21 protein-coding genes are annotated in these 25,133 nt (G+C 70.8%); 11 read left to right on the top strand and 10 right to left on the bottom strand.

Annotation, left to right across the window (positions count from 1 at the left end; all coding sequences use genetic code 11):
* The first annotated feature begins 15 nt into the window (after positions 1-15).
* The 7 genes from ACSMXW_RS18440 (at position 16) to ACSMXW_RS18410 (ending at position 11,441) form a co-directional block, all read left to right on the top strand.
* Positions 16-1,686, top strand: a complete 1,671-nt coding sequence (locus tag ACSMXW_RS18440; RefSeq protein ID WP_485797817.1) for a TIGR02677 family protein — start codon at positions 16-18, stop codon at positions 1,684-1,686.
* A complete protein-coding gene (locus ACSMXW_RS18435; protein WP_485797816.1) occupies positions 1,683-3,008 on the top strand; it encodes a TIGR02678 family protein in 1,326 nt (441 codons plus the stop codon). Before ACSMXW_RS18440 ends, ACSMXW_RS18435 begins: the two co-directional genes overlap by 4 nt.
* Positions 3,005-7,243: a TIGR02680 family protein gene (locus ACSMXW_RS18430; protein WP_485797815.1), complete on the top strand. Its 4,239-nt coding sequence runs from the start codon at positions 3,005-3,007 to the stop codon at positions 7,241-7,243. The genes ACSMXW_RS18435 and ACSMXW_RS18430 overlap by 4 nt, the downstream gene beginning before the upstream one ends.
* Positions 7,240-8,511, top strand: coding sequence for a TIGR02679 family protein (locus ACSMXW_RS18425; RefSeq protein WP_485797814.1), 1,272 nt, complete (start codon positions 7,240-7,242; stop codon positions 8,509-8,511). The genes ACSMXW_RS18430 and ACSMXW_RS18425 overlap by 4 nt, the downstream gene beginning before the upstream one ends.
* Positions 8,512-8,822: 311 nt before the next feature.
* Positions 8,823-10,121: an MGMT family protein gene (locus ACSMXW_RS18420; protein WP_485797813.1), complete on the top strand. Its 1,299-nt coding sequence runs from the start codon at positions 8,823-8,825 to the stop codon at positions 10,119-10,121.
* An 82-nt stretch (positions 10,122-10,203) separates the two neighbouring features.
* Positions 10,204-10,764, top strand: coding sequence for a hypothetical protein (locus ACSMXW_RS18415; protein ID WP_485797812.1), 561 nt, complete (start codon positions 10,204-10,206; stop codon positions 10,762-10,764).
* A 53-nt stretch (positions 10,765-10,817) separates the two neighbouring features.
* On the top strand, positions 10,818-11,441 hold the full coding sequence (locus ACSMXW_RS18410; RefSeq protein WP_485797811.1) for a hypothetical protein: 624 nt from the start codon (positions 10,818-10,820) through the stop codon (positions 11,439-11,441).
* 152 nt (positions 11,442-11,593) lie between these two features.
* Here ACSMXW_RS18410 and ACSMXW_RS18405 read toward each other — a convergent pair.
* Positions 11,594-12,774 (bottom strand): IS3 family transposase gene (locus tag ACSMXW_RS18405; protein WP_485797810.1). Its coding sequence is split into 2 segments (ribosomal slippage): positions 11,594-12,487 and positions 12,490-12,774, totalling 1,179 coding nucleotides; the frame shifts between segments, so codons are not numbered across the junction.
* Positions 12,775-13,014: 240 nt separating this feature from the next.
* On the opposite strand from ACSMXW_RS18405, the gene ACSMXW_RS18400 reads away from it, so the two are divergent.
* A protein-coding gene (locus tag ACSMXW_RS18400; protein ID WP_485808134.1) for an IS5 family transposase occupies positions 13,015-13,865 on the top strand; the annotation gives its coding sequence in 2 pieces (ribosomal slippage) (positions 13,015-13,377 and positions 13,380-13,865; 849 coding nt in all).
* Here ACSMXW_RS18400 and ACSMXW_RS18395 read toward each other — a convergent pair.
* From ACSMXW_RS18395 to ACSMXW_RS18360, 8 genes are all read right to left on the bottom strand, one after another.
* Positions 13,862-14,134, bottom strand: coding sequence for a hypothetical protein (locus ACSMXW_RS18395; protein WP_485797809.1), 273 nt, complete (start codon positions 14,132-14,134; stop codon positions 13,862-13,864). The two genes, ACSMXW_RS18400 and ACSMXW_RS18395, sit on opposite strands and share 4 nt — an antisense overlap.
* A complete protein-coding gene (locus ACSMXW_RS18390) occupies positions 14,131-14,787 on the bottom strand; it encodes a class I SAM-dependent methyltransferase (protein WP_485797808.1) in 657 nt (218 codons plus the stop codon). The genes ACSMXW_RS18395 and ACSMXW_RS18390 overlap by 4 nt, the downstream gene beginning before the upstream one ends.
* A 408-nt stretch (positions 14,788-15,195) precedes the next feature.
* A complete protein-coding gene (locus tag ACSMXW_RS18385) occupies positions 15,196-16,467 on the bottom strand; it encodes a mannosyltransferase family protein (RefSeq protein WP_485797807.1) in 1,272 nt (423 codons plus the stop codon).
* 26 nt (positions 16,468-16,493) lie between these two features.
* Entirely contained in the window at positions 16,494-17,774 is a 1,281-nt protein-coding gene (locus ACSMXW_RS18380) for a hypothetical protein (protein ID WP_485797806.1), read from the bottom strand.
* Entirely contained in the window at positions 17,771-18,961 is a 1,191-nt protein-coding gene (locus ACSMXW_RS18375) for a bifunctional glycosyltransferase family 2/GtrA family protein (RefSeq protein ID WP_485808132.1), read from the bottom strand. Before ACSMXW_RS18375 ends, ACSMXW_RS18380 begins: the two co-directional genes overlap by 4 nt.
* A 158-nt stretch (positions 18,962-19,119) precedes the next feature.
* A complete protein-coding gene (locus tag ACSMXW_RS18370) occupies positions 19,120-19,578 on the bottom strand; it encodes a hypothetical protein (RefSeq protein WP_485797805.1) in 459 nt (152 codons plus the stop codon).
* Positions 19,579-19,589: 11 nt separating this feature from the next.
* The gene (locus tag ACSMXW_RS18365) at positions 19,590-20,102 is read right to left on the bottom strand and encodes a SigE family RNA polymerase sigma factor (protein ID WP_485797804.1); all 513 of its coding nucleotides are present in this window, start codon (positions 20,100-20,102) and stop codon (positions 19,590-19,592) included.
* 384 nt (positions 20,103-20,486) lie between these two features.
* Positions 20,487-20,846, bottom strand: coding sequence for a DUF4232 domain-containing protein (locus ACSMXW_RS18360; protein ID WP_485797803.1), 360 nt, complete (start codon positions 20,844-20,846; stop codon positions 20,487-20,489).
* Between the two features lie 620 nt (positions 20,847-21,466).
* Here ACSMXW_RS18360 and ACSMXW_RS18355 point away from each other — a divergent pair.
* Positions 21,467-22,099, top strand: coding sequence for a hypothetical protein (locus ACSMXW_RS18355; protein ID WP_485797802.1), 633 nt, complete (start codon positions 21,467-21,469; stop codon positions 22,097-22,099).
* Positions 22,100-22,130: 31 nt separating this feature from the next.
* Positions 22,131-22,496 carry a nuclear transport factor 2 family protein gene (locus ACSMXW_RS18350; protein WP_485797801.1) on the top strand — a complete coding sequence of 122 codons (366 nt, stop codon included), beginning with the start codon at positions 22,131-22,133 and terminating at the stop codon, positions 22,494-22,496.
* A 49-nt stretch (positions 22,497-22,545) separates the two neighbouring features.
* Here ACSMXW_RS18350 and ACSMXW_RS18345 read toward each other — a convergent pair whose 3' ends face one another.
* Entirely contained in the window at positions 22,546-23,205 is a 660-nt protein-coding gene (locus tag ACSMXW_RS18345; RefSeq protein ID WP_485797800.1) for a restriction endonuclease, read from the bottom strand.
* Between the two features lie 722 nt (positions 23,206-23,927).
* Here ACSMXW_RS18345 and ACSMXW_RS18340 point away from each other — a divergent pair.
* Positions 23,928-24,962 carry a hypothetical protein gene (locus tag ACSMXW_RS18340; protein WP_485797799.1) on the top strand — a complete coding sequence of 345 codons (1,035 nt, stop codon included), beginning with the start codon at positions 23,928-23,930 and terminating at the stop codon, positions 24,960-24,962.
* Positions 24,963-25,133 lie beyond the last annotated feature (171 nt).

Below are 25,133 nucleotides of genomic sequence, written 5' to 3'. Positions count from 1 at the left end.
CGTAACCTCGCAGGCATGGAGTCACCCGCACTCGGTGCAGCGCAGGACGCTGCAGGGCAGAACGCCGTCGCGCGGGAACCTGCAGTGCAGGACGCCCACAGCGAAGCACGCCGCCGGCTGGACGCGTACACCTATCTCAGCGCGCCCGAGCGGCTGGAGCACGTCGCGATCATGCGGGTCTTCTGCGGAACCCTGCTGGCGGACCTGGCCGTGCCGGACGTCCTGGCGAAGCTGCGCGAGGCCAACGGCCCTGCCGCCGGGCTCGACGCCGACACCCTCACGGTCCGGCTGGAACAGCTGGTGCGGTGGGGCAACCTGCTGCGCAGCAGCCACACCGTGAAGGCGTCCAGCATCAGCGAGTACCAGCGGTCCCGCGCTCGCTACCAGCTGACCAAGCTGGGCGAGCGCATCCAGCGGGACGCCGACGGCGTCCTGGCCGAGGCCGACGCCGCCCGCGAGGTGAGCAACGAGCTGCTCGCACTGGTCGAGCGGGGACTCAGGGAGCTGGCCGAGCTCGCGACCGCGCCCGGCAGCATCGAACCGCAGGACGGGCTGGAGCGGGTCAGCACGCTGTTCGTACAGTTCACCGAGTTCGCGGACTCCATCCGGGACTTCTACGCCTACCTCGGCCAAGTGCTGGCTCGGTACGACCTGGACAGCGCCGAGTACCAGGGCTTCAAGGAGCTGCTCCTCGACTACGTCGAGGCGATCAGGGAGGACGTGGCGTTCCGCGCACCCCGGATCTCGGCGGCGTTGGACACGCTGTGGCCGCACGTCCCGGGTCTGCTGACCCGGCTGGACGCCCACGCACAGGGCCTCACGGGGCTGTCACCGCAGGGCGACGGCCGGCTGGAGACGCGGGTCCAGCGCAGCCGTGGGCGCGAGCTCGCGGACTGGGAGGGTCTGCGCGGCTGGTTCAGCGACACCGACGGGCAGGGCAGCCAGGTCGATCAGCTGCGGGACGCCACCCTGCGTGCGTTGCAGTCGCTGCTTGCCAACGCCAAGCGGATGCTGCGGTCGGCAACCGGGGAGATGTCCCGGCGCAAGGACCTGCTGCGGCTGGCCCGGTGGTTCGAGGAAGCGGCGCCGCAGGACGCGCATGACATCGCCGTCGCCGCCTTCGGGCTCTACGGCGCCCGCCATCTGGGCATACCCCCGGCCACCGACGAGGTGGTGCCCGCCTACACGAGCTGGTGGAGCGGCCCGGTGGTCGAGGTGCCGGTGGCCCTGCGGGAAAGGGGCAGCCGCGCCCAGCGGGGCCGGACGTCCGCGGTGGAGGACCACTCCGCGCAGAAGCGGCGGCTGCGGGAGGCCGCCCGTGAGCGGGCCGCGGCCAGGGCAGCGGCAGCGGACGAACTGCGCAGCGCCTCGGGCCGGTTCGCCGAGGTGCGCCTCACCTCGGCAGCGCTGGGACTGCTCCTGGAGCTGCTGGCCACCGCACTCGGGAACGCGCAGCTCCGGCGTCGCGCCGGCACGGTCGGGGAGGGCGCGACGGAATTCGACCTCGACCAGGCGCACAGTGAGGACGCCGAGCTGGGCATCCGGCTCACCGTTCGACGCACCGCAGGCGCGCGCTGCGTCCTGCACTCGGCCGACGGCGACCTGCTGCTGGAGGATCTGGAGCTGGACGTCGGGCGTACCTCCTCCGACGCGGCCGACAGCGATGCGGAGGTGAGCGTCTCATGACCCTCCCTTCAACGCACGACGTGGCCCTAGCCGCCGAGCGCCGCAGCGCCGCCCGGCTGCTGCTCGCCCATCCGCTGGTCACCTCGGACGGACCGCACGCCGATCTTTTCCCGCTGATACGCAGGCATGCCGACTGGCTGAGCAAGCGGTTCCAGCAGGTGCTCGGCTACCGCCTCCTAGTCGACAGCTCCTACGCCCGGCTGTTCAAGGCGGGGCTGGGGACAGGCGCGGGCCACCGGCTGGAGCGCTCCACCGGCACCCCCTTCACTCCGCACACGTACGCTTGCCTCGCGCTGGCCCTGTCCGTACTGGTGACCGCCCCCGAACAACTGCTGCTGTCACAGCTGGTGGCCGACATCAGGGCCGCCGCGGCCGACGCGGAGATCGAGCTGGAGGAGACGGGCAGGGCGGCCGGGAAACGGACCTTGGTAGCAGCTCTGCGCCTGTTGGTCGAGTGGGGCGTCCTCATCGAGACCGAGGGCCATGTGGCCGCGCTCGCGCAGGATGCGGGCGGAGAGGCCCTGATCACGGTGGATCGCGAGCTGGCCCGCGTCGTCGCCGCCGGCCCGCTCGCCCAGGCCCGTGACGGAGCCGACCTGGTCCGGCGGGCAGCGGACCCGGGATTCGGCGGACCCCGCACCTACGTGCGCCGGATGCTCGTAGAGACACCCGTCGTCCACCTCGACGAGCTGACCGACGCCGAACGCGACTGGTTGCGCACCCGGCAGCGTCGGGAAGCGCAGGCCTTCTCCGAACTTCTGGGCCTCGAGATGGAGATCCGCGCCGAGGGCGTGGCGCTGGTGGACCCCGAGGACGAGCTGACGGATCTGCACCTGCCGGGCACCGGAACGGTCGCGCAGGCCGCGCTGCTGCTGGTGGAACGGCTCGTCGAGCGGCTTCGGCCTCAGGAGCCCGGACACCCGGCGACCGGAGGGACACTCGTCATCGGCGTGGCTGTCCCCGACGGCCTCGTGGACGAGCTGCTGGCCGAACTCGTCGCCGAGTACGGACAGCGCAGCAACTGGCAGCGTAGCTACCTGGAGGACATCCCCGCCCTGCGGGAAGCCGTGCTGGACCTGCTGAGCCGCATGCGGCTGATGGCCCGGACCGGCCGGCTGCGTGCTGAGGGAGATGGGCTGCCGGACGGGTACGCCGATGAGGCACCGGAGGGGCGCACCGTGACGGATGTCCGTGAGGCACGTCCCCGCGGCGACGGCTGGGTGCTGCTGGCCGCGGCAGCGCGCTACGCCACCCAGGTGACCATGCGCCCGGCCACCGCAGCCAGCAAGGGCGCCGATGTCCAGGAGGAGTTGCCGCTGTGACCACCGATGCGCGTGGCCTCATCCCGCTGCCGCGTTCCGGACCCGCGACGACCGCCGGCACCCGCTTCCGGCTGCACCGCGCGGGCATCCAGAACGTGTGGCAGTACGACGAGCAGGAGTTCGCCTTCGGCGACGGACGGCTGCTGCTGCGCGGCAAGAACGGCGCGGGCAAGTCCAAGGCACTGGAAATGCTGCTCCCGTATCTGCTGGATGGCGACTCACGGGCACTGGACGCGACGAGCACCGGCCGGACCACCCTCGCCTGGCTGATGCTGGACGGGTTCGAGCAGACCAACCGTCTCGGCTACCTGTGGGTGGAATTCCGGGGCACGACAGACGGCGGCGACCACCGCCACCTCACACTCGGCGCCGCCATCCGCGCCTCGAAGTCGACGCAGAAGGCGCTGCCGACGTTCTTCGTCACCCCGCTGCGCGTCGGTGAAGACCTGCGCCTGGTCGAAGGCGGAAAGCCCCTGGCGGTCGACCGGCTCAAGGAGATCGTCGGCTCCGACAACATCACCGACCGCGCGGTCCTCCACCGCTCGCGAGTAGCCCGGGAACTGTTCGGCATCACCGACGCGACCCGCTACCGCAACCTCACCCAGCTCCTCCACCGACTGCGGCGGCCCACGGTCGGGGACCGGATCGAGCACGGTGGACTCGCCTCCCTGCTGAGCGAGACCCTGCCGGGACTCGACGAGGACGTGGTCGAGAAGGTCGCGCGCAACCTCCACGATCTCGACGCCGTACGCGACGAACTCGGCCGCCTGGAACGCACCGATACCGCGTTGCGCACCTTCCTCACCAGTTACCGCGGCTACCTGTCCGGAGTCCTGCGCGCCAGCGCGCAGGCGGTGAGCCGGGAGCTGGAGGTCCTCGCGCAGCGACGCCGGGCGGCCGGAGACGCCGCACAGCGGACGAACGAGCTGAGGACGCAGGAGGAGGAGTCGGAAGCCCGGCTGGAAACCCTACGCGGAGAGGAAGAAGCCGCCCGGACCGATCTCGCCGCCCTGCACGACAGCCACGCCTACCGCAGTCTGCGCGAACTGTCGGAACGCCGCACCACGGTCGAGGCGCTCCACACCGCCGCCGTGGCCGCCTTCACCGCCCTCAGCAACGCACACGGCGCAGAGGAAGGCGCGGCCGAGCGGCTGGCCGACGGTGTCGACCACCTCGGGAGCCGGCTCGCCGAACTGGGCACCGAACACCGGGAGCTGCTGACGCAGGCAGAGAGGGCCGGGCTTCCCACCGGCCATCTCGGCGAGGCAGTCGCCCTGCCCCGTACGGTCCGCTCCCAGGCCGACGAGACGGAGCTGACCGCTCCGGACGGGGAGACGCACACCGTGCAGCACCGGTCGACCGTCCGTGTGGACACGGCCGCGGTGGAGGACGGACTGCGGGCCTGGCCGGGGCAGCTAGACGACGCCGCGACGGTCGTGAAGAACCGGACCAGGATGGTCCAGGAGGTCATGGGTCTCACCGCGCAGGCCGAGAAGGCCCGAAGCCGCGCAGCGCAGGCCGACACCGAGCGGGAACGGCTGGAGGGCGAGGCGGAGGAGGCCACCGGCCGTCTCGACGCCGACTGCGAGAAGGTCGCCGAGGAGAGCGGTGCCTATGTCCGCCGGGTCGCCGAGTGGGTCACCCGCACGCGGGCCGCCGCCGGTTCCGACTGCCCGCCGCTGGACGCCGTCCACGCAGTGGTCGCCTGCGAAAGCTCCGCCGACGCCCCGTTCGTGGACCGCACGCTCCCGCCCGACACCGACAGCCAGGCGTGGCAGGTCGCCCATTCCGCACTGGAGCCGTACGGCGAGGAGCTCACCGCGCGCCGCGACGCCCTCGCACTCGCCGTCGGCAAGCTCGACGAGGAACTCGACGGCCTGGCGAGTCAGAAGCGGGACTGGGAGCGACGTACCGATCCCGAGCCGCCAGTCCCCTGCCACCGCGTCGCCGAAAGGTCGCCGAGGACCGGAGCGCCGTTCTACCGGCTGGTGGACTTCACGGATGATCTGAGCCCCGCGCATCGGGCCGGTCTGGAAGCAGCACTGGAAGCCAGCGGAATCCTGGACGCGTGGGTCGGAGCGGACGGCGCCCTTGTCGATCCCGGCACCCGTGACACTCTGCTGCGTCCCAGCCCCGCGTTGCCGGACAGACCGACCCTCGCCTCGGCCCTGCGCCCCGCACCGCAACCGGAGTGCGGGGTCACGTCCCATCAGGTGGAACACCTGCTGACCGCCATCGCGCTCGCACCGGCCGAGGAAACGACCGCTCATGACGCGGTGTACTACGACGGAAGCTGGCGTCTGGGCGTCCTCAGCGGCCGGCACCACAAGAGTGACGCCGAGTACGTGGGAGCCGCCGTACGCGCCGAGACCCGACGGCGCATCCTGGCGGAGCTGGAACAGCGGCTCACGCAGACGGAGCAGCGGCTGGCCGACGCCCGTCACGAACTCACCGAGGCCGACGCCCGGCGTCGGGCCCTCAGGCTCGCGGAGCAGGACTTCCCCCGGGCACGAGGTCTCGCCGACGCCTGGAGCAGAGCCGAGTCGGACGAGAGGACACTGCGTGACCTGACCGCCAAGGCGACCCGCGCGGCACGGCTGGCCGAGGAGGCCCGCGCCCTCGCCGTAGCCGCCCGCGCCGAGGCGGACGCCACCGCCACCGCCCATGACCTTCCAAGCGACCCCGCCGAACTGGGACGCGTACGCACCGCGCTGGCTGCCCTTCTCACCGGCATCGGACATCTACGCAGGGCGGTCGGCAGCACGGGCGAGCGGCTCGGCACCCATCGCGCCGATGCCGAGCGATATGAACGCGCCCGTAGAGAACGCCTGGCCGCGGAGGAGAACTACCGGCTTCGCCTCACCGGGCTGCGTACCGCGCAACAGGACCTGCGCATCCGCGAGGAGGCCATCGGGGCGACCGAAGAAGAGATCCTCACCCGCGAGCAGGAAGCCAGACAGCGCATCGCGCACGCCGCTCAGGCCGTCCCGGCAGCACAACGTATCCGGAACGATCTGCACGACCGGCGCGTGCGCGCGGAAGAGGAGGAGAAGCGCCTGCGCGAGGACCTGGCCGCCCAGGAGACGGCGGTCATCGCGACCGGCGGCGCCCTTCGCGGCGCACTCGGCCGGCCGGAGGTGGTGCGCGGCGCCGGGCTGGACCGGTCCTCACTGCCCGAGGACGTGGTGGACGATCCCGGCTTGGATGTCCGCAGCCGTCTGCGCGCGCTACAGGCACTGGCCGACGCGGTACAGCAGGCCCTCGGCCGCCCGAAAGGTGAGGTGTCGGACAGCACCCTGCTCAATCGGCACACCGACCTTCGCGACCAGCTGGCCGGCGGTTACGACGCGCAACTGGAGGAACGCGACGGGATCAAGGTGTGCCGCCTGATCGACGACCACGGTTCCCACGACGTCGCGGCCGTGGGCGAGCGGATCGCTGCCCAGGCGGCAGAGGCCCGAGGACGGCTCACCGAGCGCGAACGTGAGGTGTTCCAGCGCTTCCTGACCGGCGAGCTCGGCGACCACCTCTCGGCCCAGGTCATCACCGCGGCGAACCTGGTCGCGGCTCTCAATGACACCCTGCGGACCGTACGCACCTCCCACGGTCTCGGCGTGGAGCTGCTGTGGAAGCTGGACGAGGACGTCGATGCGGACGTGCGGGCGGCCGTCGAGCTGCTGCGCAGTCCTTCGAGCCTGCGCACACGTGAGCAGACCGAGCAACTCCGCGAGGTGCTGCAACGCCGGATCGAGGAAGCCCGACGGGCCGATCCCTCAGCCGGTTACGCCGCCCACCTGCGGACCGCGCTGGACTACCGCGACTGGTTCCGCTTCCACACTTTCGTGGTCGAGGACGCCGCTCCGGGACGGAGGCGGAAACTGACCGGCCGCACCGGACTCAGCCAGGGCGAGCAGCGGGTGCTCTCCTACCTCGTTCTCTTCGCCGCGGCCGCCGCCCACTTCACCAGCCTCGCCGAGTCGGCACCCCACGCCCCGCGGCTGATCCTTCTGGACGACGCCTTCGCCAAGGTCGACGAACCTACCCACGGGCGGCTGGGACGGATCCTCGTCGATCTCGACCTCGACTTCGTCCTCACCAGCGAACGGCTCATGGGCAACTGGCCGGAGGTTCCGTCCCTGCACATCTACGAGTGCCTCCGCGATCCCCATGTGCGCGGGGTGGCCACCCTGCACTACACCTGGAACGGTCGGCACCGCCGTCTGGTGTCCGTATGAGCAAGCTGCCCGCGGCGACACAGGACTGGCTGGCCGGTCCCGGGCTCACCAGGCTGTGGGAAGCGGTACGCAAGCGCCTGGAAAGCAACGGCGTGCAAGCCACCGGTTCCCTCCGGCTGACCTCGGTGAGCACCCAGGAACGCAACGACCTGTCGCTTCTGCTGGGCAAACCCGTCACGGGCGCTGCCGTAACTGTGCGCCTCGACGCGCTCGACACGCGGCTGCGCGCCTCGGCGGCCGGACTCGGGCTCAGAGAGGTCTTGGAGGAACTCGGCCCTCCGGTCACCGACCGCCGGGCCGTCCGCGCGGGTATCGCGGCACGGCGCGAGCATGTCTGGTCGTCGCTCGCCTCGGCGCTGGACGCCTCTCCGCTCGCCGGGCAGAACTGGACCAACCAGTGGTGCGACCTGCTCCGCCGTACCGGCGTCCCGAGAGGAGTGACACCTGAAACGGCGGTACGAACTCTTCAGCAGGCTGTCCAGGTCCTCACCGTACTGCTCGGCCCGGAGCGGGGCGGCACCCGAGGCCGAGGAGAACTCGCCGCCCTGGCGACCGGGTCCGCGCACGGTTTGGATGACGGCACCTGGCTTGCGCGCCTCGTCCAACGCGGCATCGCTCTCGCCCACGGCACCGAGTTCCCCGGCGACGCGGCCCGCCGGCGCGCACTGTGGCGTCTGGTGGCCGTCACACCGGACGAGGTCTCCAGCACAGTGCTGACCTACGGGCTGCGGCCCGTCGGCGGGGGCTGGCGGGAGCAGGCCCTGCGAGAGCGGGCAGACCATCACGCCGAAGCTCACCTCACGCAGCGCGATCTGCACAATCTGCAGCTGCGACTATCTGCCGGAGCAATGGTCCACATTTGTGAGAATCCGCGCGTGGTGGAAGCTGCGGCGGACGCGGCCTGTGTCCGGCCCTTGGTATGCACGTCCGGCAGTGCGGCCACAGTGGTCCTCACGCTCCTCGACGCCCTCGCCGCCACCGGTTGCCGTTTCGCGTACCACGGGGACTTCGACTGGCCGGGCATCGCTCTGGCCAACCGGATCATCCGCCGTTACGAAGCTCAGCCATGGCGCATGGGCGCCGAGGATTACGAGCACCTGGCCGCTCGCAGCCAGACCGAGGGAATCCCTCAGCTGCCGCTCGACGGCCAGCCCGTCAGCGCGGCCTGGGACCCGGGCCTCGCCCCTGCGATGACCGCTCTCGGGGTCGCACTCCATGAGGAGATCACCCTCGACCTTCTGGTGGACGACCTCTCCGTTCGGACATAGGAAGGCTTCGGGACACGCGGCAGCTGCTCACGTCACGACACCTGTCCCTGGGGGCCACTTGGGAGCCGGCATACCTCGAGAATCATCCGGGCCACATAAGACCAACCGGGACCCCGTCCAATCCCGAGAAACCGACTGCCCAAGGGGCCTACCTGCCCATAGGCTCTGGGCGCCCGATCTGACATTGCTGGGCTCATGAGGGGGAGCTTATGGATCATCTCTTCGCTGTTGCGGGCCCGTCGGCAACACCGATCTCACCAACCGGTCTAGCCACAGAGGGGCTCCTCGAACGGCAACACCTACAGGAGTGGGTGATCGACAACCCTCAGGTCCTGGGCGATTCGGTGCTTGTGATCACCGCGGAGTTCGACCGGTGGGCCGACACGGACGGTGTGCCGGCACGAGACCGACTGGACGTCCTCGGGCTCGACGCCACCGGCCGCCTCGTGGTGGTCGAGCTGAAGCGGGGAACGGCCGACCGGGACGTACATCTCCAGGCGATCACCTACGCCGCCCTCGTGTCCCGGTTCGACCTCGACACCTTGGCACAAGCACACCGCGACTTCCTGACCGGTAGAGGCCAGGCAGTCGAACTCGACGCGTGCAGACAGCGCCTCCTCGACCATGTGGACGGGGACTGGAGTCCGGAACTGCTCCAGCGCCCCCGGCAGGTGATCATCGCTGCTGACTTCCCCAAGCAGGTGACGCACACCGTGGTGTGGCTGTCGGAGATGAACCTCGACATCGACCTCGTCCAGGTGGGTCTGTGGAAGGTGGAAGGCCACCTCGTCGTCGGCTTCACCAAGGTTTATCCGACACCCGAAGTGGAGGAGTTCACCCTCGCTCCTGCCCGGGTCGAGGCCAAGGCCGCCGCCAAGAAACTGGAAGAACGTTCCCGGGCCCGCAACGCCGCTCATGTTCTCGTCGCCGCTGGCCTGTTGCCGGACGGGACAAGACTGCGGTTGACGCCGAGGCACGGCGCTCCCCAATCCATCCGCGAGGCCATCGTTGCCTGGGCGGGTGAGGATGCCGAGCGCGCTACGGCTATCTGGAACAACAACACGGCCAAACCTCTTACCTGGGGTTCCGACGGCATGCCGTACACGCCGACCGGACTGGCCAACCACATCTTCAAGAGGGTGACCGGCCGGACACCTGACGGGATACAGGGGACGACCTGGTGGGACGTCGACACCAATGACGTCCCGAACACAGTCGATCCCGATGAATGGGCGGCGTTGGCAGGGTCCAGCCTCGCGGACCTGGCAAAGCAACTCAGTGGCGCCCGCAAGGACTGGACGAGCCTCCACACCCTGCTGGGGGCCATCCCGTCCGGGCGGTGGACCACCTACGGCGACGTGGCGTCCGTCATCGGCAGCCACGCCGTCCCCGTCGGCACCCACCTGGCCACCTGCGGCCAGTGCCCCAACGCCTGGCGGGTGCTCACTGCGTCCGGTCGCGTCAGCGCAGGCTTCCAGTGGACCGATCCGTCCCGCACGGACGCACCCGCGGATGTTTTGGTGGGCGAGGGTGTCCGATTCGACGGTGGAGCGGCCGTCGCGGAAGCCCGCCTGTCGGTTGAGGCGCTTCGGAGTCTGCTCGACAGCTGACCACGGTTCCTTCGAACACAGCTCGGGGAAGAACCGTGAACCGACTGGCTACGTCAGACGAAGGCTACTGATACGAGGGAATATGAACCAGTTCGAACTGCGCCGTATGGAACAGCAGCTCCGCGAAGCGTTGCAAGACACGTCCCTGAGTTGGGTGCTCGACGATGTCGACGCCGCAATCGCCGCAGGAGTGCCTGAGGAGAAGATACTCCGCCGACGCCAGCAGCGCCGCGGCGATGACTTCCCTGCCACGAGTCCGGCGGCGGCAGCAGCTCGATACGAGGTCGTGGACCGCGGCATGCTCGGTCTCGGAGAGTACGAGTCATCACGCAAGGGAGGGACGCTGGTCATCGCCACGCGAGCCATGACAGACGAAGAACGTGTACAGCTCCTCCTCGATGCGGTAAAGCGCGTGCTCGTCGACCTGCCTGAAATGGAACTGGAGGTGCTGAAGACGCTCCGGTCCGAGCCCGAGAGCGACGCCGGCAGTCGGAGCATGGTTGAGGGGGTCGTATTCGAACCGGACGAAAGCGCTCGATCGCGCCGCAGTCGAACTGAGTACCGGGGAGATCGGGTGCCGACTGACCAACGTACACGCGTCAGTCAGCTACTGGCCGAAGTGACGAGGGAGGTAGTCAGTTGAGCACGGTGGATCACCTGGTCAACGAGATCAAAAGCCTACTGGCTGCGGGGACGGTGTCGTACGACTCTGCTTCGAAGCCGTCCGACGTCTACGAGGACTTCATCTTCTCTCTGATCGTCGCGACCGCGAGTCGGCATGGCGCCACCGTCACCTACGAAGACGTCTACGGGGCGAAGGCCAGCAACCTCGTCTTCCGGACGGGGCCCGGTCACCTGTACGGCAACAGCCAGCCTTTCACCCACGCCGTGATCGAGTTCGATGGCGCTCCCGCCCTTGAAGTCCACCTCGGCGTCTACGTGACCGGCTCGTCGGGCGTCCGGCACGAGTGCGACGTGCTGGTGCTACCAGCCGAGGAAGCCGCTCTGAGCCGGGCGCAGGGCATCGCACCACGAGGCAGTCAAAGCGTCCTCATCGTCGAGTGCAAGTACTACGTCTCCAACCTCGACATCAGCCTCGCGCGGAACTTCGAGGGACTGCGCGCCGACATCCGCACCCAGAACGAACTCTTCGTCGCCAACATCAGATCGTCGAGCATCGTGCGGTACCTCGATGCCCGGAAAAGGGGCTTCGAGCCTGACGTAGTGCCCAACTCACCGCAGGCAGGCTATCTCCAGGCGGAGATCAGGAAGACCTTCAAAAGCTACCTGAGCAAACACGCTCCCTCGACGGTGATCTGAGCCCTCCGGACGAGCGTCACGCACCGCGGATCCGGCACGAGCCAACACGGCGGACAGGCAGCTTCAGCGGCCGTCGGCTGGGAGCCACCTGTGAGCCAACCAACTCCCCAAGCTCTCCCGGGACTGCTGCATGATCGGGTGACAGCGGGGGTCTATGCAGCCAGTGCTGCAGGTGGGGTCATGATGATCTCGTACTCGACGGGGGTCAAACGGGCCAGGCGTCTCTGGCGTCGGCGCCGGTGGTAGGTGCGCTCTATCCACGTCACGATCGCGGTCCGCAACTCCTGACGGGTGGCCCAGGTACGGCGGTCGAGGACGTTCTTCTGCAGCAGCGCGAAGAAGCTTTCCATCGCAGCGTTGTCGCCCGCTGCGCCGACCCGACCCATCGAGCCGGCCAGTCCGTGGCGGACGAGAGCGGCGACGAATTTCCGTGACCGAAACTGCGAGCCGCGGTCCGAATGCACCACGCACCCGGCCACCTGGCCGCGGCGGGCGACGGCGGACTCCAACGCGGCCACGGCGAGGCGGGACTGCATGCGGGCGTCGATGGAATAGCCCACGATGCGCCCCGAGAAGGCGTCCTTGACGGCGCACAGATAGAGCTTGCCCTCGCCGGTGGTGTGCTCGGTGATGTCCGTGAGCCACAACCGGTTCGGCCCGTCGGCGGTGAAGTCGCGCCGCACCAGGTCATCGTGGACCGGCGGCCCAGCCTTGGCGTTCTTGCCGCGGCCTTTGCGCTTGCCGAAGGCGCTCCACCAGCCGTTGTCCCGGCAGATCCGCCAGGCGGTCCGCTCGGCCATCGGCTCACCGGCAGTACGGGCCTCGTCGAGCAGGAACCGGTGACCGAACTCGGGATCGTCGCGGTGTGCGTCGAAGAGGGTATTGGCCCGATACGCCTCGGCCAGCTCGGCGTCGGTGACCGGGCAGGCCAGCCACCGGTAGTAGGGCTGGCGTGCCAGCCTCAGCACCCGGCACGTCACCGCCACCGGCACCCGGTGAGGGGCATCGGCGGCGGCCAGCTCGCGGACGAGCGGGTACATCATTTTGCCGGCAGGTTCGCCTGTGACAGATACGCCGCTGCCCGCCGGAGCACCTCGTTCTCCTGCTCCAGCAACCGGATCCGCTTACGGGCCTCGCGTAGCTCGGCCGCCTCGCCCGACGTCGTTGCGAGCCTGGCGCCCTCGTCGGTGTCGGCGCGGCGCAGCCACTTCGAGAGCGTGATCGGGTGGACGCCGAAGTCGGCGGCGATCTGTTCCAGCGTGACGCCGGGCTCGCGGTTGCGCGCGACCCGCACGACGTCCTCGCGGAACTCCTTCGGATACGGCTTGGGCACTGCAACATCCTTCCAGGCCGCCTCTCAGCAAGCCAGGTCAGGTGTCACCCAACCCTGCAGCAGTCCCCCCAGACATCCCGACCCCACCGCACCCCAATCCCCTGACCAGGCGCGATGATGGTGTCCGCTCTGATCACCCCGGAACTTGTGCCTATCTTCGAAACCCCTGAGATAGAGGCAGCAAGACGACGGCTGAGGGACGCTAACAACGGCTAACACAATGAGGTGAATCGATCTTGGTTGCCGTGTCCGGGACAGGAGTTGAGCGTTCGGCTCGGTGTGGGGACATCGCCGTGGATCGTGTCGGATGAGTTGTGGGACCGCCTGGAGCCGTTGCTGCCGCAGCGCGAGAGGCGCTTTCGGTATCCGGGTCGCAAGCCGTTGCCGGACCGCGAGGTGCCGTGCGGGATCCTGTACGTACTGCATACGGGGATCCAGTGGGAGTACCTGCCCAAGGAGCTGGGCTTCGGCTCGGGCATGACCTGCTGGCGGCGGCTGCGGGACTGGAACGAAGCCGGCGTCTGGCAGCGTCTGCACGAGGTCCTACTTGCCGAGCTGAACCCGGCCTCACGCCTGGACTGGTCCCGCTGCGTGGTCGACTCCTCCCACGTCAGAGCCCTAAAAGGGGGAGCCATACGGGCCCGTCGCCAGTCGACCGGGGCCAGGCCGGCTCGAAGCATCACCTGATCACCGACGGACACGGCACCCCACTCGCGGTCCTGCTGACCGGCGGCAACCACAACGATGTCACCCAGCTACTGCCCCTGCTCGATGCGATCCCTCCCATCCGCGGTCGCATCGGTCGGCCCCGTCGCAAACCCGACGCCCTGTTCGCCGACCGCGGCTACGACCACGACCTCTACCGCGACCAGGTCCGCGACCGCGGCATCGTTCCCGCGATCGCCCGCCGCGGAACCCGACACGGCACCGGACTGGGCACCTACCGCTGGGGGACCGAGCGCTCCTTCGCCTGGCTGCACGGCTTCCGACGCTTACGCATCCGGTGGGAACGACGAGCCGACATCCACGAAGCCTTCCTGAAACTCGCCTGCTGCCTGATCACCCAGCGACAACTCAGCTCATTATGTTAGCCATTGTTAGCGACGGTGAGGAAGTCCTTCTCGCCCAGCTCCACCGTCTGCGGCGCCTGCGGGTCCTGGGCCAAATGCTGCACCAGGCCCAGGCTGTAGGCAGCGGCGAGCTCAGCAAGGGAGATCTCCTCTCGCCCGGTCTGCCCGAACTCCAGCAGGGCCTGCCCCAGAGCGAACTTGTAGGTGCGCGAATTGGCCCCCATCAGCACTGCCAACCGCCACGACGCGCGCGCCGAGGAATCCTGGGCGTAGAACTCGCGCCCGCTCACACGCCCCCCTTGCACAGGACAACCGTCTGCCACCACACCCCGGCACGGCCGAACCGGTCCGCGCCCTCCTCTACCAGTCGCACCAATCGCAGCGCCGCTCGCTCCCCGTCCCGCACGACCTCCTCCGCGGTCACATCGAACATCACCCGGTCTGTCGGCGGGACTCCGCGCCGAAGCGAGACGACCAGCAGCCCCGCCGGGGCCAGCAGCGTGGCCAGCCGCTCCATCGCCTGCCCACGCTCGGCCAGCGCCAGGTGCATCCACACAGCCGACAGCAGCACCAGCTTAAAAGGCCCTTGTAGGTGGGCCAGCGCGGGCAGCGAGTCCTCGACCCAACGGACGTCCTCGCACGGGTTGAGGCTCTGCGCGACCTCCCGAAGCTCACGGACCGGCTCCGCCGCCACCACCTGATAACCGCGCCGTGCGAGTGCCACGGCGTCCCGCCCAGTGCCAGCACCTACGTCCAGCACCTTCGCCGGTGCCGGCGGAAGCAGATCCAATACCCCGTCATGCACTTCCTCGAAGGTGACGCTCCCGTACCTCGGCCCCAGCAATTCGGCGCGTTGCGCGTAGTAAGGCTGGACGCCCGCAGCGGGCTGGCCCACCGCCGACGACTCGCCGAGGTGAGGGAAGTTCTCGCCTGTACCAACCATGGCCTCAAGCTACGGGACCGCACCGACAACGGCCGACGCATGAAGACGAAGGGTGGGTACGGAGTCATTCGGCACCCCGGCAGACGTGCCAGAACCGTGCCAGGTCGTGCGGGAAGCCACGGGGGACACCGAGGAACGCAAACCGCGGACGTCAGGCGTCGACACCGTTACGCCGCAGGTCAGGGAGCTTGCCGCCCCCGCAGCATCCAAGCTGCCCAAGCTGAGAGCGCGAGTTCGGTTCTCGTCACCCGCTCCGTGATTGAGGCGCAGATCAAGGACCTGGGCCTCAATGTTGCGCGGCGAGCTCCCCGGACCGGAGCCGACCCTGCACGGGCCCGACGGCGGGAGGGCCCCGGGTGGCTGCGGCGGTATCGGCCGGCCAGGCCGAGGGGGCCGGTTCGGTGCGGGTCAGCCGGACCAGTGGCCCGAGGTGAAAGTCACCGCGAGCACCACCATCAGCGGAGCCACTACGCCTGCGTACGCCTCCTTCACCCACGTGCGCCGCAGGCTCCAGTGGGCCAGGCCGGTCCACAGCGGCCACCAGAGCAGGGTTGCGCGGGGGATGGACAGGTACCAGTACGACGTCCCCAGCGCCCAGAGGTTGAGCCCGATGTACACGGCTTCCGGCCAGCGGCGCCGGAGCACGAGGAAGGCGAGCAGGAGGACACCGACCGCCATCGCGGCCAGTTCCAGCTGGAACTCCCAGGCGTAGCCGGTGGTCTGGAGGTGGTCGAAGGCGTTCCGCCAGGTGTTCCGGAACGCTTCGGCGGGCGTGTGGAAGTCGCGATGCCAGCCGCGTTCCTGCACGTGCTTCCAGGCGAACCAGTCACCGGTGTTCCCGTACAGGTAGGCGGTGTAGGCCGCGGCGGGCACGGTGGGCAGGGCGCACCAGGACAGGGAGCGCCAACGGCCGCGCCAACGGCCGTGCCCTCGGCGCTCGTCCCGGGCCAGGACGCCTTCGACCGTGATCGCGGCGGCCAGGAACAGGCCGCTGACCCGGGTGGTGGTGGCCAAGGCGGCGAGTACCCCCGCGACTGGCCAGTTGCGGTTCTTCGCCGCGAGCCAGGACGGCAGCGCGAACGCGAGGAAGAGGGATTCCGTGTAGCCGGCCGCCAGGAACACCGCGGCGGGCGACAGCAGCAGGAAGCTCGTGGCCCGTCGGCCGGCCAGAGCGCTGTCCGGCCGGCCCAGTCCGGCGATCCTGGCCAGGGCCACGACGGCCACCGCACCGCTGACCAGGGAGATCAGCAGGCCCGCCGCGGCCCAGTCGGAGACAAGGGCGTGCACGGCGCGCAGCAGGAGGGGGAAACCGGGGAAGAAGGCCACCCGGTTGTCGGAGGCGGGGTCGGCTCCGGGGAAGGGGTCGAAGTAGCCGTACTGGGCTATGTGCTGGTAGTGCACCCAGTCCCAGTGCTCCCAGCGGGACAGCCACGGGGCAGGTGTTCTGGCGTCGGATCCGGCGGGGGCCAGCCAGGCGGTGCAGTAGGCGACGAGGCACAGCCCGAGGCGCGTGAACAGGTAGAGCCGGAGCACCCGGAGGTCCGTGGGGCTCAGTCGGTCGAGCAGTCGCCGCTGCCCGGGGTCGCCGGTGGGGTTCCGTACGGGATGTGGATGCCGTGCGAGAGCGTGGTGTGCCGGCCGCGAGACCGGCTGCTCGGCGGTGGGCAGGGTCGTGGTCATCGGGCTTCCATTCCTGGGTCCGTCGGTCACGGGACGCCGAGTTCGAAGAGGACGTAGCCCGCGTACGAGCCGGAGGCCAGGGCGGCGGTGCCCAGCAGCAGGGTCTGGTGGGTCGGGCCGAGGCGGCGCAGGGCGAGGGCGAGCGGGAGGAAGAGCGGAAAGAGGGGAAGCAGATAGCGGGAGACGTTGGCGAATATCTGCTGGCTGCCCAGGACGAGGACGAGGGTGCTCACGGTGTACACCGTCAGCACGGCCGGGGGACGCAGCCGGATCAGCAGCGGGAGCAGGGCGAGCGCGAGCAGGACGGCTCCGACGCCGATCAGGTCCGCGAAGGGCCAGGCGAAGAGGTAGTCGGAGTGGCCCACCGGGACGGAGGAGAGAACGTCGAGGGTGTGCCGGCCGAAGTCCCACTGGTGGGCCCAGGCACCGGACTGGAGCCTGAAGTAGCCGTCGAGGTGACCCGTTCGGTGGCCCACCCAGCCGAGATAGGCGAGGAGGCCGAGCGGGGCGACGGCCGTCGCGGCCACCGGACGCAGGATGCCGTCCCGGCGGCGGCGGAGCGCGAGCAGGGCCGCGGCGGCAACGGCGGCGATCAGCGACACGGCGGTGGGCCGGTTGAGCCCGGCCACGCAGGTGAGGAGGCCGGCGGTGAGCCACCGGCGGCTCAGGACGGCATGGCAGGCCCAGACGGCCAGGGCCACGTAGAGGGAGTCCGAGTAGGCCGCCCACTCCACGCCGGAACCGGGCCAGACGGCCCAGAGGCCGACCGCGGCCAGCCCGGCCCGTCTGTCCCCGAGGCGTTCGGTGAGGGCGTGGACGCCCAGGGCGGCGGCGAAGGAGGCGACGACGGAGACCAGCAGACCGGCGCCGTACAGGCCGAGGCCGGTGAACTCGGAGACCAGCCGCATCAGCGCCGGGTAGAGCGGGAAGAACGCCGCCGAGTTCCCTTCGAGCGTGATCGGGCCGGTGGCGCCGGGGACCGGGATCAGCCGAGGGTCATACCCGTGCGCGGCGATCTGCTGGTACCACCAGCCGTCCCAGCTGGCCAGGACGTCCCACGGGTGAGCGCCGCCGCCGAAGCGCGGGTCCTTCGCGCGGTAGTCACCGGCGGAGTGCAGCAGCCACATGAAGGCGGCGAAGCCGGTGAGCTTGAGCGTTCCGTAGACGGCCAGCACGGGGCCGTAGCGCTCGGCCGTGCGGCGCAGCCGGCGCCGGCGGCCGGGGTTCGTGGTGGCGGACTGCCGCGACAGCCTCGCGTTCCAGCTCGGGCCGTGGGTCGCGGTCGTACGGGCGGCGGTCCTGTTCATGGGCGGAACACCCACGCTCGGAAGAGCAGGAACCGCAGCAGCGTGGCGGCGAGGTTGGCGGCGAGGAGTACGGCGAGTTCGGTGGCGTGCCCGGCCGAGGGCACCGTGTGGTGCAGGGCGGCGAGCGATCCTCCGGTGAGCGCCAGGCCGATCAGGAGGACGACCAGGCCCCTGCCCTGGTGGCGCAGCACACCGCCGCGACCGCGGATGCCGAAGGCGAGCCGCCTGTTCACGGCGGTGCCGGCGACGGCGCAGACCAGCAGCGCGAGTGCGTTGGCGGCCTGGGACCCCGCCGCTGGGCGCAGCGCCGCGTAGAGGAGCACGTAGGCGAGGGTGCTGACGGCTCCTACGGCGGCGAAGCACACGAGTGGGGTGGCGAGCCCGCCTGCCGCGTCGGCGCCGCCGTCGCGGAGCGACCCGCGCGGCAGCAGCGTGCCCCGCGCCAGCGCCCCGCCGATCCTGGCGATGCCCCGCAGGTCGGCCAGTGCCGTTTCGAGGATGTCGACCCGGCTGTCGGGATCGTCCACCCAGTCGACCGGCACCTCGTGGATGCGCAGGCCGGCCCGCTCGGCGAGCACCAGCAGTTCGGTGTCGAAGAACCACTCGGAGTCCTGCACGAGCGGCAGCAGCCGCTCGGCCACCTCACGCCGCACCGCCTTGAATCCGCACTGCGCGTCGGAGAACCCCACGGCGAGGACGGAGCGCAGGAGGGCGTTGTAGCAACGCGAGATGATCTCTCGGTGGGCGCCGCGCACCACCCGGGAACCGGGGGCCAGGCGGGTGCCGATGGCGATGTCGGAGTGACCGGAGAGCACCGGGGCCACGAGCGGCAGCAGTGCGGTCAGTTCCGTGGACAGGTCCACGTCCATGTACGCGAGGACGGGGGCCGGAGAGAGCGACCAGGCGGTGCGCAGCGCCCGGCCGCGGCCCTTCTCGGCCAGCCGGAGCCACTGTGCTTCGGTCAGTTCGTCCGCCAGCCGGGCGGCGATCCGCGGGGTGCCGTCCGTGCTGGCGTTGTCGGCGATGGTGATACGGAACGGATAGGGGAAGGTCTCGCTCAGGTGTGCGTGCAGCCGCCGCACGCTCGGCTCCAGGTCCCTCTCCTCGTTGAACACGGGGACGACCACGTCCAGAACGGGCTCGGGATGGTGCGTCGGCACCGGTGCGCGGTGCGGCAGTCGGCTCAGGGCCGTCACCTCAAGCGGTCCTTGGTTTCTCACGTTTCGTCCTTGTTCGTGCCTGGCCCGCGCCGGAGCCCGTGTCGACCTGGCGCACGGCAGGCCGAAGACACTCGGGGGGAGGGGTGGTCGGGCGTTACGGAGGTGGTGCGTGCGGACGAGGCGGTCTACGGCTCGTTCCGCGGGGTCGCCGCGCCCGAAGGCGGGGGCGAGGACGAGGGTGGGGACGCGCCGTCCGTGCTCCGCGGCGGGCTCGCGCCGCCCGTGGGCGGACTCCCGGTCGTGACCGGCGGCGTGGTGACCGAGGGGGCAGTGGAGGCGCCGGGGGATGGTGGGGCGCTCGGGGACACGTCGGGTGTCGCGGGCGGGACCGAGGGCGACGGGCTCGTCGCGGGCTCGGGGCGGGGATGGGCGGGCTCGACCGGGGTCGCACGGCCGGGCAGCAGGAACAGCCCGACGCCGAGGCCGGCGACGGCCAGGACGGAGCCGACGGCCCGCTGCGCGGCCCGTCTGCGACGGCGGGCGCGCACTCCTGCCCAGAGACGTTCCCGGTGCCTCGGCTCGAACGGTGCGGGCGCCTCGGAATCGCGCATCATCCGCGCCAGCTGCCGCTCGAAGTGATCCATGGGGTTCTCCTTCACCGCACCGGCTCGTTCATATCGGCCAGCAGTTCCCTCAGCCGCGCCACTCCGCGTGCGGCATGGGACCGGGCCGTGCCCACCGGGCACCCGAGCGCCTCCGCCACCTGCCCCTCGGGCAGATCCTGGTAGTAGCGCAGCACCACGGCCACCCTCTGCTTCGGCGACAGCCGGGCCAGCGCGGCCTCCAGCCGGGACCGCTCCACCACGTCCGCGGACACATCGACGGCCATCGCCGCCTCGGGCAGTTGCTCGACGGGGCGTTCACCCCACCAGCGCCGCTTTCTGGAGCGCGCCGCCGCGCGCACCATCACCTTGCGGACGTACGGCTCCGGTGCGCCGTCCGCGATCCTGGGCCAGCTGAACCAGAGCTTGACCAGGGACTCCTGCAGCAGGTCCTCGGCCTGATGCCGATCGCCTCCGACGAGCAGACGGGCCAGGTGTACCAGCACCGACCAGCGGGCAGCCACGAATTCGTCGAACTCCCGGGCTCGGGCTCGGCCCTGCTCCATCCGCACTGTCCCTGTCTCGCCGGTCGCCTACACCCTGTAGAAGGCACTGGCACACGGCCCACGCTGCACCTGCGGCCAGTGATCTGGATCACATAGCGGCGGCAAGCGCGCCGCTCCTCCGTCCCGTCGGCGCGGTGAGCACGGTGGGGCCGGCGAGGACGACGACCGGTCCGGCGGCCGAGCGCGCGCCCGCCCGGCAGGGCGGAAGGGCGCGCCAGGCCACGGTGATGGCCCGGCGCTCATGCTTCTGTTCCGCGTGCGGCGGTCCGGGGCGGTCCTCGGCGGGTGGTCGGCCCGTCGCCGCCGGTGGCCCGCCCGTGTCCGGGAGTCTCGTCGGTGACTCGACGGCGGCGCGGCGGTTACGAGAAGGGCGAGGACCCCGGGTCACCAGGTGAGGGCGTCGGCCATGTTCTGCTGCCAGTACGTGACCGTCAGCTTGTCGTCGATGTGGACGCCCTTCGCGGGGAGCGAGGGGGTGGCGCTCTTGGCGCGGCCGCCGCCGCCCGCGAAGAAGACCTCCAGGGTCTTGGCCGTGTAGCCGTTCGAGCCGCTGCCGTCGGCGCCCGAGAGACGTACGCCCGCGTAGCCGGACTCCCCCGGGAAGAGTGTGACCACCGCCTGGGGTTTGGACTCCTCGGACGCCGGCGGGACCGACTGGGCGCCGGTGAAGCGGAGCATCGGGTAGCCGGTGAGGTCGCAGTTCTTCGAGCCGGTGTTGGTGACGGTGATGAGGAGGTGGTTCAAGGGGCGGGAGACCACAGTGGCGGTGGTCTTGGTGTTCGAGCCGGTGCACGGGGCGTTCGGGTGGGGCCGGTGCCGGTGCGGGAGTCCTTTGAGCCGGTGGGGCCCGCCTTGCCGGCCGAACCGGCCGAGCCGGTGCGGCTCCGGCGTCCGTGGCTTCGGAGGCCGTGCGTTCCAAGGCCGTCGCTCCGGAGGCCCTTGCTTCGGAGGCCGTAGGGGTGGCCGAGGGCGCCGACGGGGCCCGGAGCCGGGCAGCGGGACCGTTCCGGAACCGACGGTCGCGCCGCCGGCGGGGCGACGTGGCCGCAGGGTCGCCCTGGCGGGGGCAGGCGTGGCCGCGGTCGTCCTGTCGGGCGCGCTGGTCCTGAGTCCGGTACCCGGCGACGGCGGCGGTCACGACAAGCAGCGGGCCGTGGGAGCCGCCTCCGAGAGCCCGGACACGCCCGGACACCGGCACCGGTTCCGGCGCCTCCCCGAGTCGTCCCCGTACGCCGGCGTCCCCCTCCTCGTCCTCCTCGTCCTCCTCGTCCGCCTCGTCCGCCTCCCGCGGTCCCGGTGCGGAGGTTTCGGCCTCAGGGAGTGGGACCGGCGGCACGGTGGCCGGCTGTGCCACCGCGCCCACCGTGGTCACCAGTGCGTACTACTGGTACAGCCCGTGGGAGCAGCACTACCTGGTGGACCGGGAACCCGCCCAGGTGCCCCCGCCACCGAGCGAGGACGACGCGCGCGGGTGGGTCACCGCGCTCGGCGGGGTCGCCGCCGGTGAGCACTGGGTGCGGCTGACCGTGCAGGGGACCGGGAAGAACACCGTCATACTGGAGGGGCTGCACGTGCGCGTGGTGGAGAAGGACGCGCCACTCGCCTGGAACGACTACCTCATGGGCGTCGACGCCTGCGGCGGCGGCGTGCAGACGAGGCACTTCGGTGTGGACCTCGACGACGGGCGGCCCGAGGTCACGCCCGAGGCCGGGCAGCGGGACTTCCCGTACAAGGTGAGCGAGACCGACCCCGAGGTCTACTACGTGACCGCACGGGCGCAGACGCACGACGTGAGCTGGTATCTGGAGCTGACTGGTCCAGCGGTGACCGGCGTGGCACCGTGCGGATCGACGACAACGGGCAGCCGTTCCGGACGAGCGGGAACTCGGGGCGGCCGGCCTACGACTATCCCCTGGGCGCCAACGACCGCTGGGAGGTCGCCGACGGCAAGCCGGGCGCTCCCACGGGCCAGGCCCACGACTGACGGGCACGACTGACGGACGGCCATCACTGACGGACGGGCATCACATGGCAGATGAGAACGGGCAGGCTGTGCATGCAGCCGTTGCCGGGGAGTTGCGGCTTCTCGATCCCGAGGTGCGTGCGTCTCCGGCCCGCGTCCTGGAGCTTCTGGATCCGGAGTTCACCGAGATCGGAGCCTCTGGACGCCGGTGGGACGTGGATTCCATTCTCACGGTGACGAGTGCTGGCACGGTGTCCCCGGAGTCTCCGGCCAAGGTCACCGAAATGTCCGGAGTCGTCCTTGCTCCAGGCGTCGTTCACCTCACGTACTTCTGCGACAACCAGGGCCGCCGGGTGTGGCGGAGCTCCCTGTGGCGCCTGACGGACGCGGGCTGGCGGTTGTACTTCCACCAGGGCACCCCGGCCAACTGAGCGTCTGGAACCGTCCGTCGGCGCCGCGGTGGCGGAGCCGTGAGGCCGGTCACCTGCCGTATGCCTGGTTCCACCGGGCCCGGTGGCGGGAGTCGCCCTGGCCGTGGCCGTTCACCTCGCTCAGGGACAGCAGCGGCGTGCCGTTGTTCCACAGGCCGAGGTGGTCGCGGTGCACGGTCAGGATTCCGTGCTGCACCGCGAACTTCTCCGAGGGCCCGCTGAACCGTGTGGTCGTCACGAACACCGCCACGTCGGCCCCGAAGTGCACCCTGGCCCCCAGCAGGTCGCGCAGCTCGCGGCTGGCGATGGCGCTGGCCGGCGCATAGCGCTTGCACTGGATCACCATCGTCCTGCCGTCCGGGAGGCGGCCGAGGACATCGGCGCCGTTGTCGTGCGCCCCGCCCACGCGCCGCACCTTGGTGCACCCGTCCCGCCGGCAGAGGGCCGCCACCAGTTCCTCGAACTCGGTGCCGGTCATCGCGTCCACCTCGGCGAGTGTCCGCCGGCCGGCCTTCACCGCCTCCTCCTGCCGCCACAGCCGGTCCCGGCCCCGCGCGAGCCGGTCCGTGCGGACCAGCCACCAGCCCGCCGCGCCCACTCCGCCGACGGCCAGGGCCCCTGCGACGTACGGCCACACGCGCGACCAGAAGGCCACCAGCAGGACCAGCGCCGGACCAGCGCCGGCCGACACCCGCTTCAGGCGCGCCACCCGACGCCGTCGGGCGGCCGCCTTCCGCCGTTTCCCGGCCGCCGCCCGGCGCCGTCGAGCCGCCGCGCCCCGCCGGCGCCCGGCCGTCACGAAGCCCTCGCCCATTGCCGCATGGACGGCATTCTGGGCGGTCCGCGACGGTAGGGGTAAGGAGGCACGGTCGGCCAGTGACCGGATCGCGTCGTCCGGCTCGGGGCGGACGTCCGATTGCCCGGCAGTCCTCCGGCTCCGGGCAGTCCTCCGGCTCCGGCCAGTCGTCCGGCTGCCGGGCAGTCGCCCCCGGCTCCGGGCAGTCGTCCGAGTCCCGGGCAGCAGCCCGACTCCGGGCAGTCAGCGGGCCTATGGAGTCGTGCGGCGTGGTGGGTTCGTGCGCGGTCCGCGTAGTCGCGCGGGCTTCGCGCAGCTCGCGTAAGGGTGCCACTCCCGGCGTACATCCGGCCGGAAGCCTCCGGGAGAAGAGGCGAAGAGGCGAAGAGGCGACGAGGCGACGAGGCCGAAGGCCCAACGCCTCCCGAACCGGGACTGGCTGACGTTACGTCAGCCCCTCCCAACATGCTCACGCCCTGTTCACGATCCGGCGCCGCACGCCGACGTGGTGCCGGCCCTGGACAACCCCTATGCTCTGCTGCGTCCATTTGGTCGTTGCGCGATAAACCACCGTGGCCGGCCGCAGCCTGCCTCATCTCACGGGTCCGCGCGCACCTTTGAGGAGTCAGCGCACCATGAGCCATCCGGGGACGTCGATCAAGCAGGTGCGGACCGTCGTGGGGGTCCTGAGCCTGGTGCTCTTCGCGCAGACGGCGTTCTGGCTCTGCTACGACGTGGTCGAGCGCGGCCCGTCCGGGGCGTGGACGGTGTGGACCACCGGCACCCCGTCCGGACTCTCCGCCACCACCTCCCTCGACCTGGGGCTCGCGGCACTGCAACTCTGCGCGGCCTGGGCGGCGCTGCGGCAGGGCCGGGGTGCCGGCGGCCTGCTGGTGACGGCGTGCGCGGCGACGCTGCTGTTCCGGCTGCCCGTGCTGTGGTACCTGCTGCTGAACTCCCCGTCGGACCCGTGGTTCGGCATGCTCAAGGGCGCGTCGCTGAACGTGGTCGGCGTCACCTGCGTCCTCGCGGTGCTGGTCGCCGTCGTGCTGGGTGTCCTGCTGCTGAGGGCGTGGCAGCTGGAGAACGAGATCGCCGAGGCCGAGGCCGCCGCGGAGGCGGAGGCGGAGTCCCTGCACGGCGGGATCCGCCCGGTGAAGGTCACGGCCACCGCCTCCGGCGCGGTGCTCGCCGTGCTGAACGTGGTCTACATCTTCCGCAACTCCATCACCGCCTACCGGATCGGCCCGCACGGTCTGGCCCATCTGCTCGCCGGGCGGGGCACCGGCCGTGCGGTGCTCGCCGTGTCATCGCCCTGGCAGTGGACGTGCCTGACCGTGCTGTGCGGCGTGGGCATGGTGCTCGCGGCCCGGCGCCGCCCGCTGGCCACCGGATTCGGGCTCGGCCTCGCGCTGTTCATGGTGCCGTCGTCCTTCACGGACCTGTGGGGCGCCGCCGAGGCCGACACGCTCCTCAAGGTGCCCGCCGCCGCCGGGCAGAACTTCCTGGAGGTGGTCGGCGGGCTGGCCATGGCCGCGCTGATCCTGGGGGACGCGCGCAGGGACCGCCGCCCGGACGCCGTCGAGTTCCCCTCGGCGTCCCTTCCGCTGCCGCACGCCCGGGTGACCGGTGGCCCGGCCACGACTGGGGTGGCTCCTTCGGACCAGTGACGCGCCGCGGCCATCGCCGTAACCCGGCGCATAACCCACCGTCGGCCCGGCGGCCCGGCGGCCCGGCCACGGCAGAGGCAGCCCCATGGGGACCGGTGCCGACCCGACGTGCCCTCGTGGCCCGAGCGACCCGAGCGACCCGAGCGGCCCGAGCGTGCGGTTCCCGCCCCA

The organism is Streptomyces sp. DSM 116793 (assembly GCF_057320905.1).
This window is presented reverse-complemented; position numbering and strand designations above follow the sequence as displayed.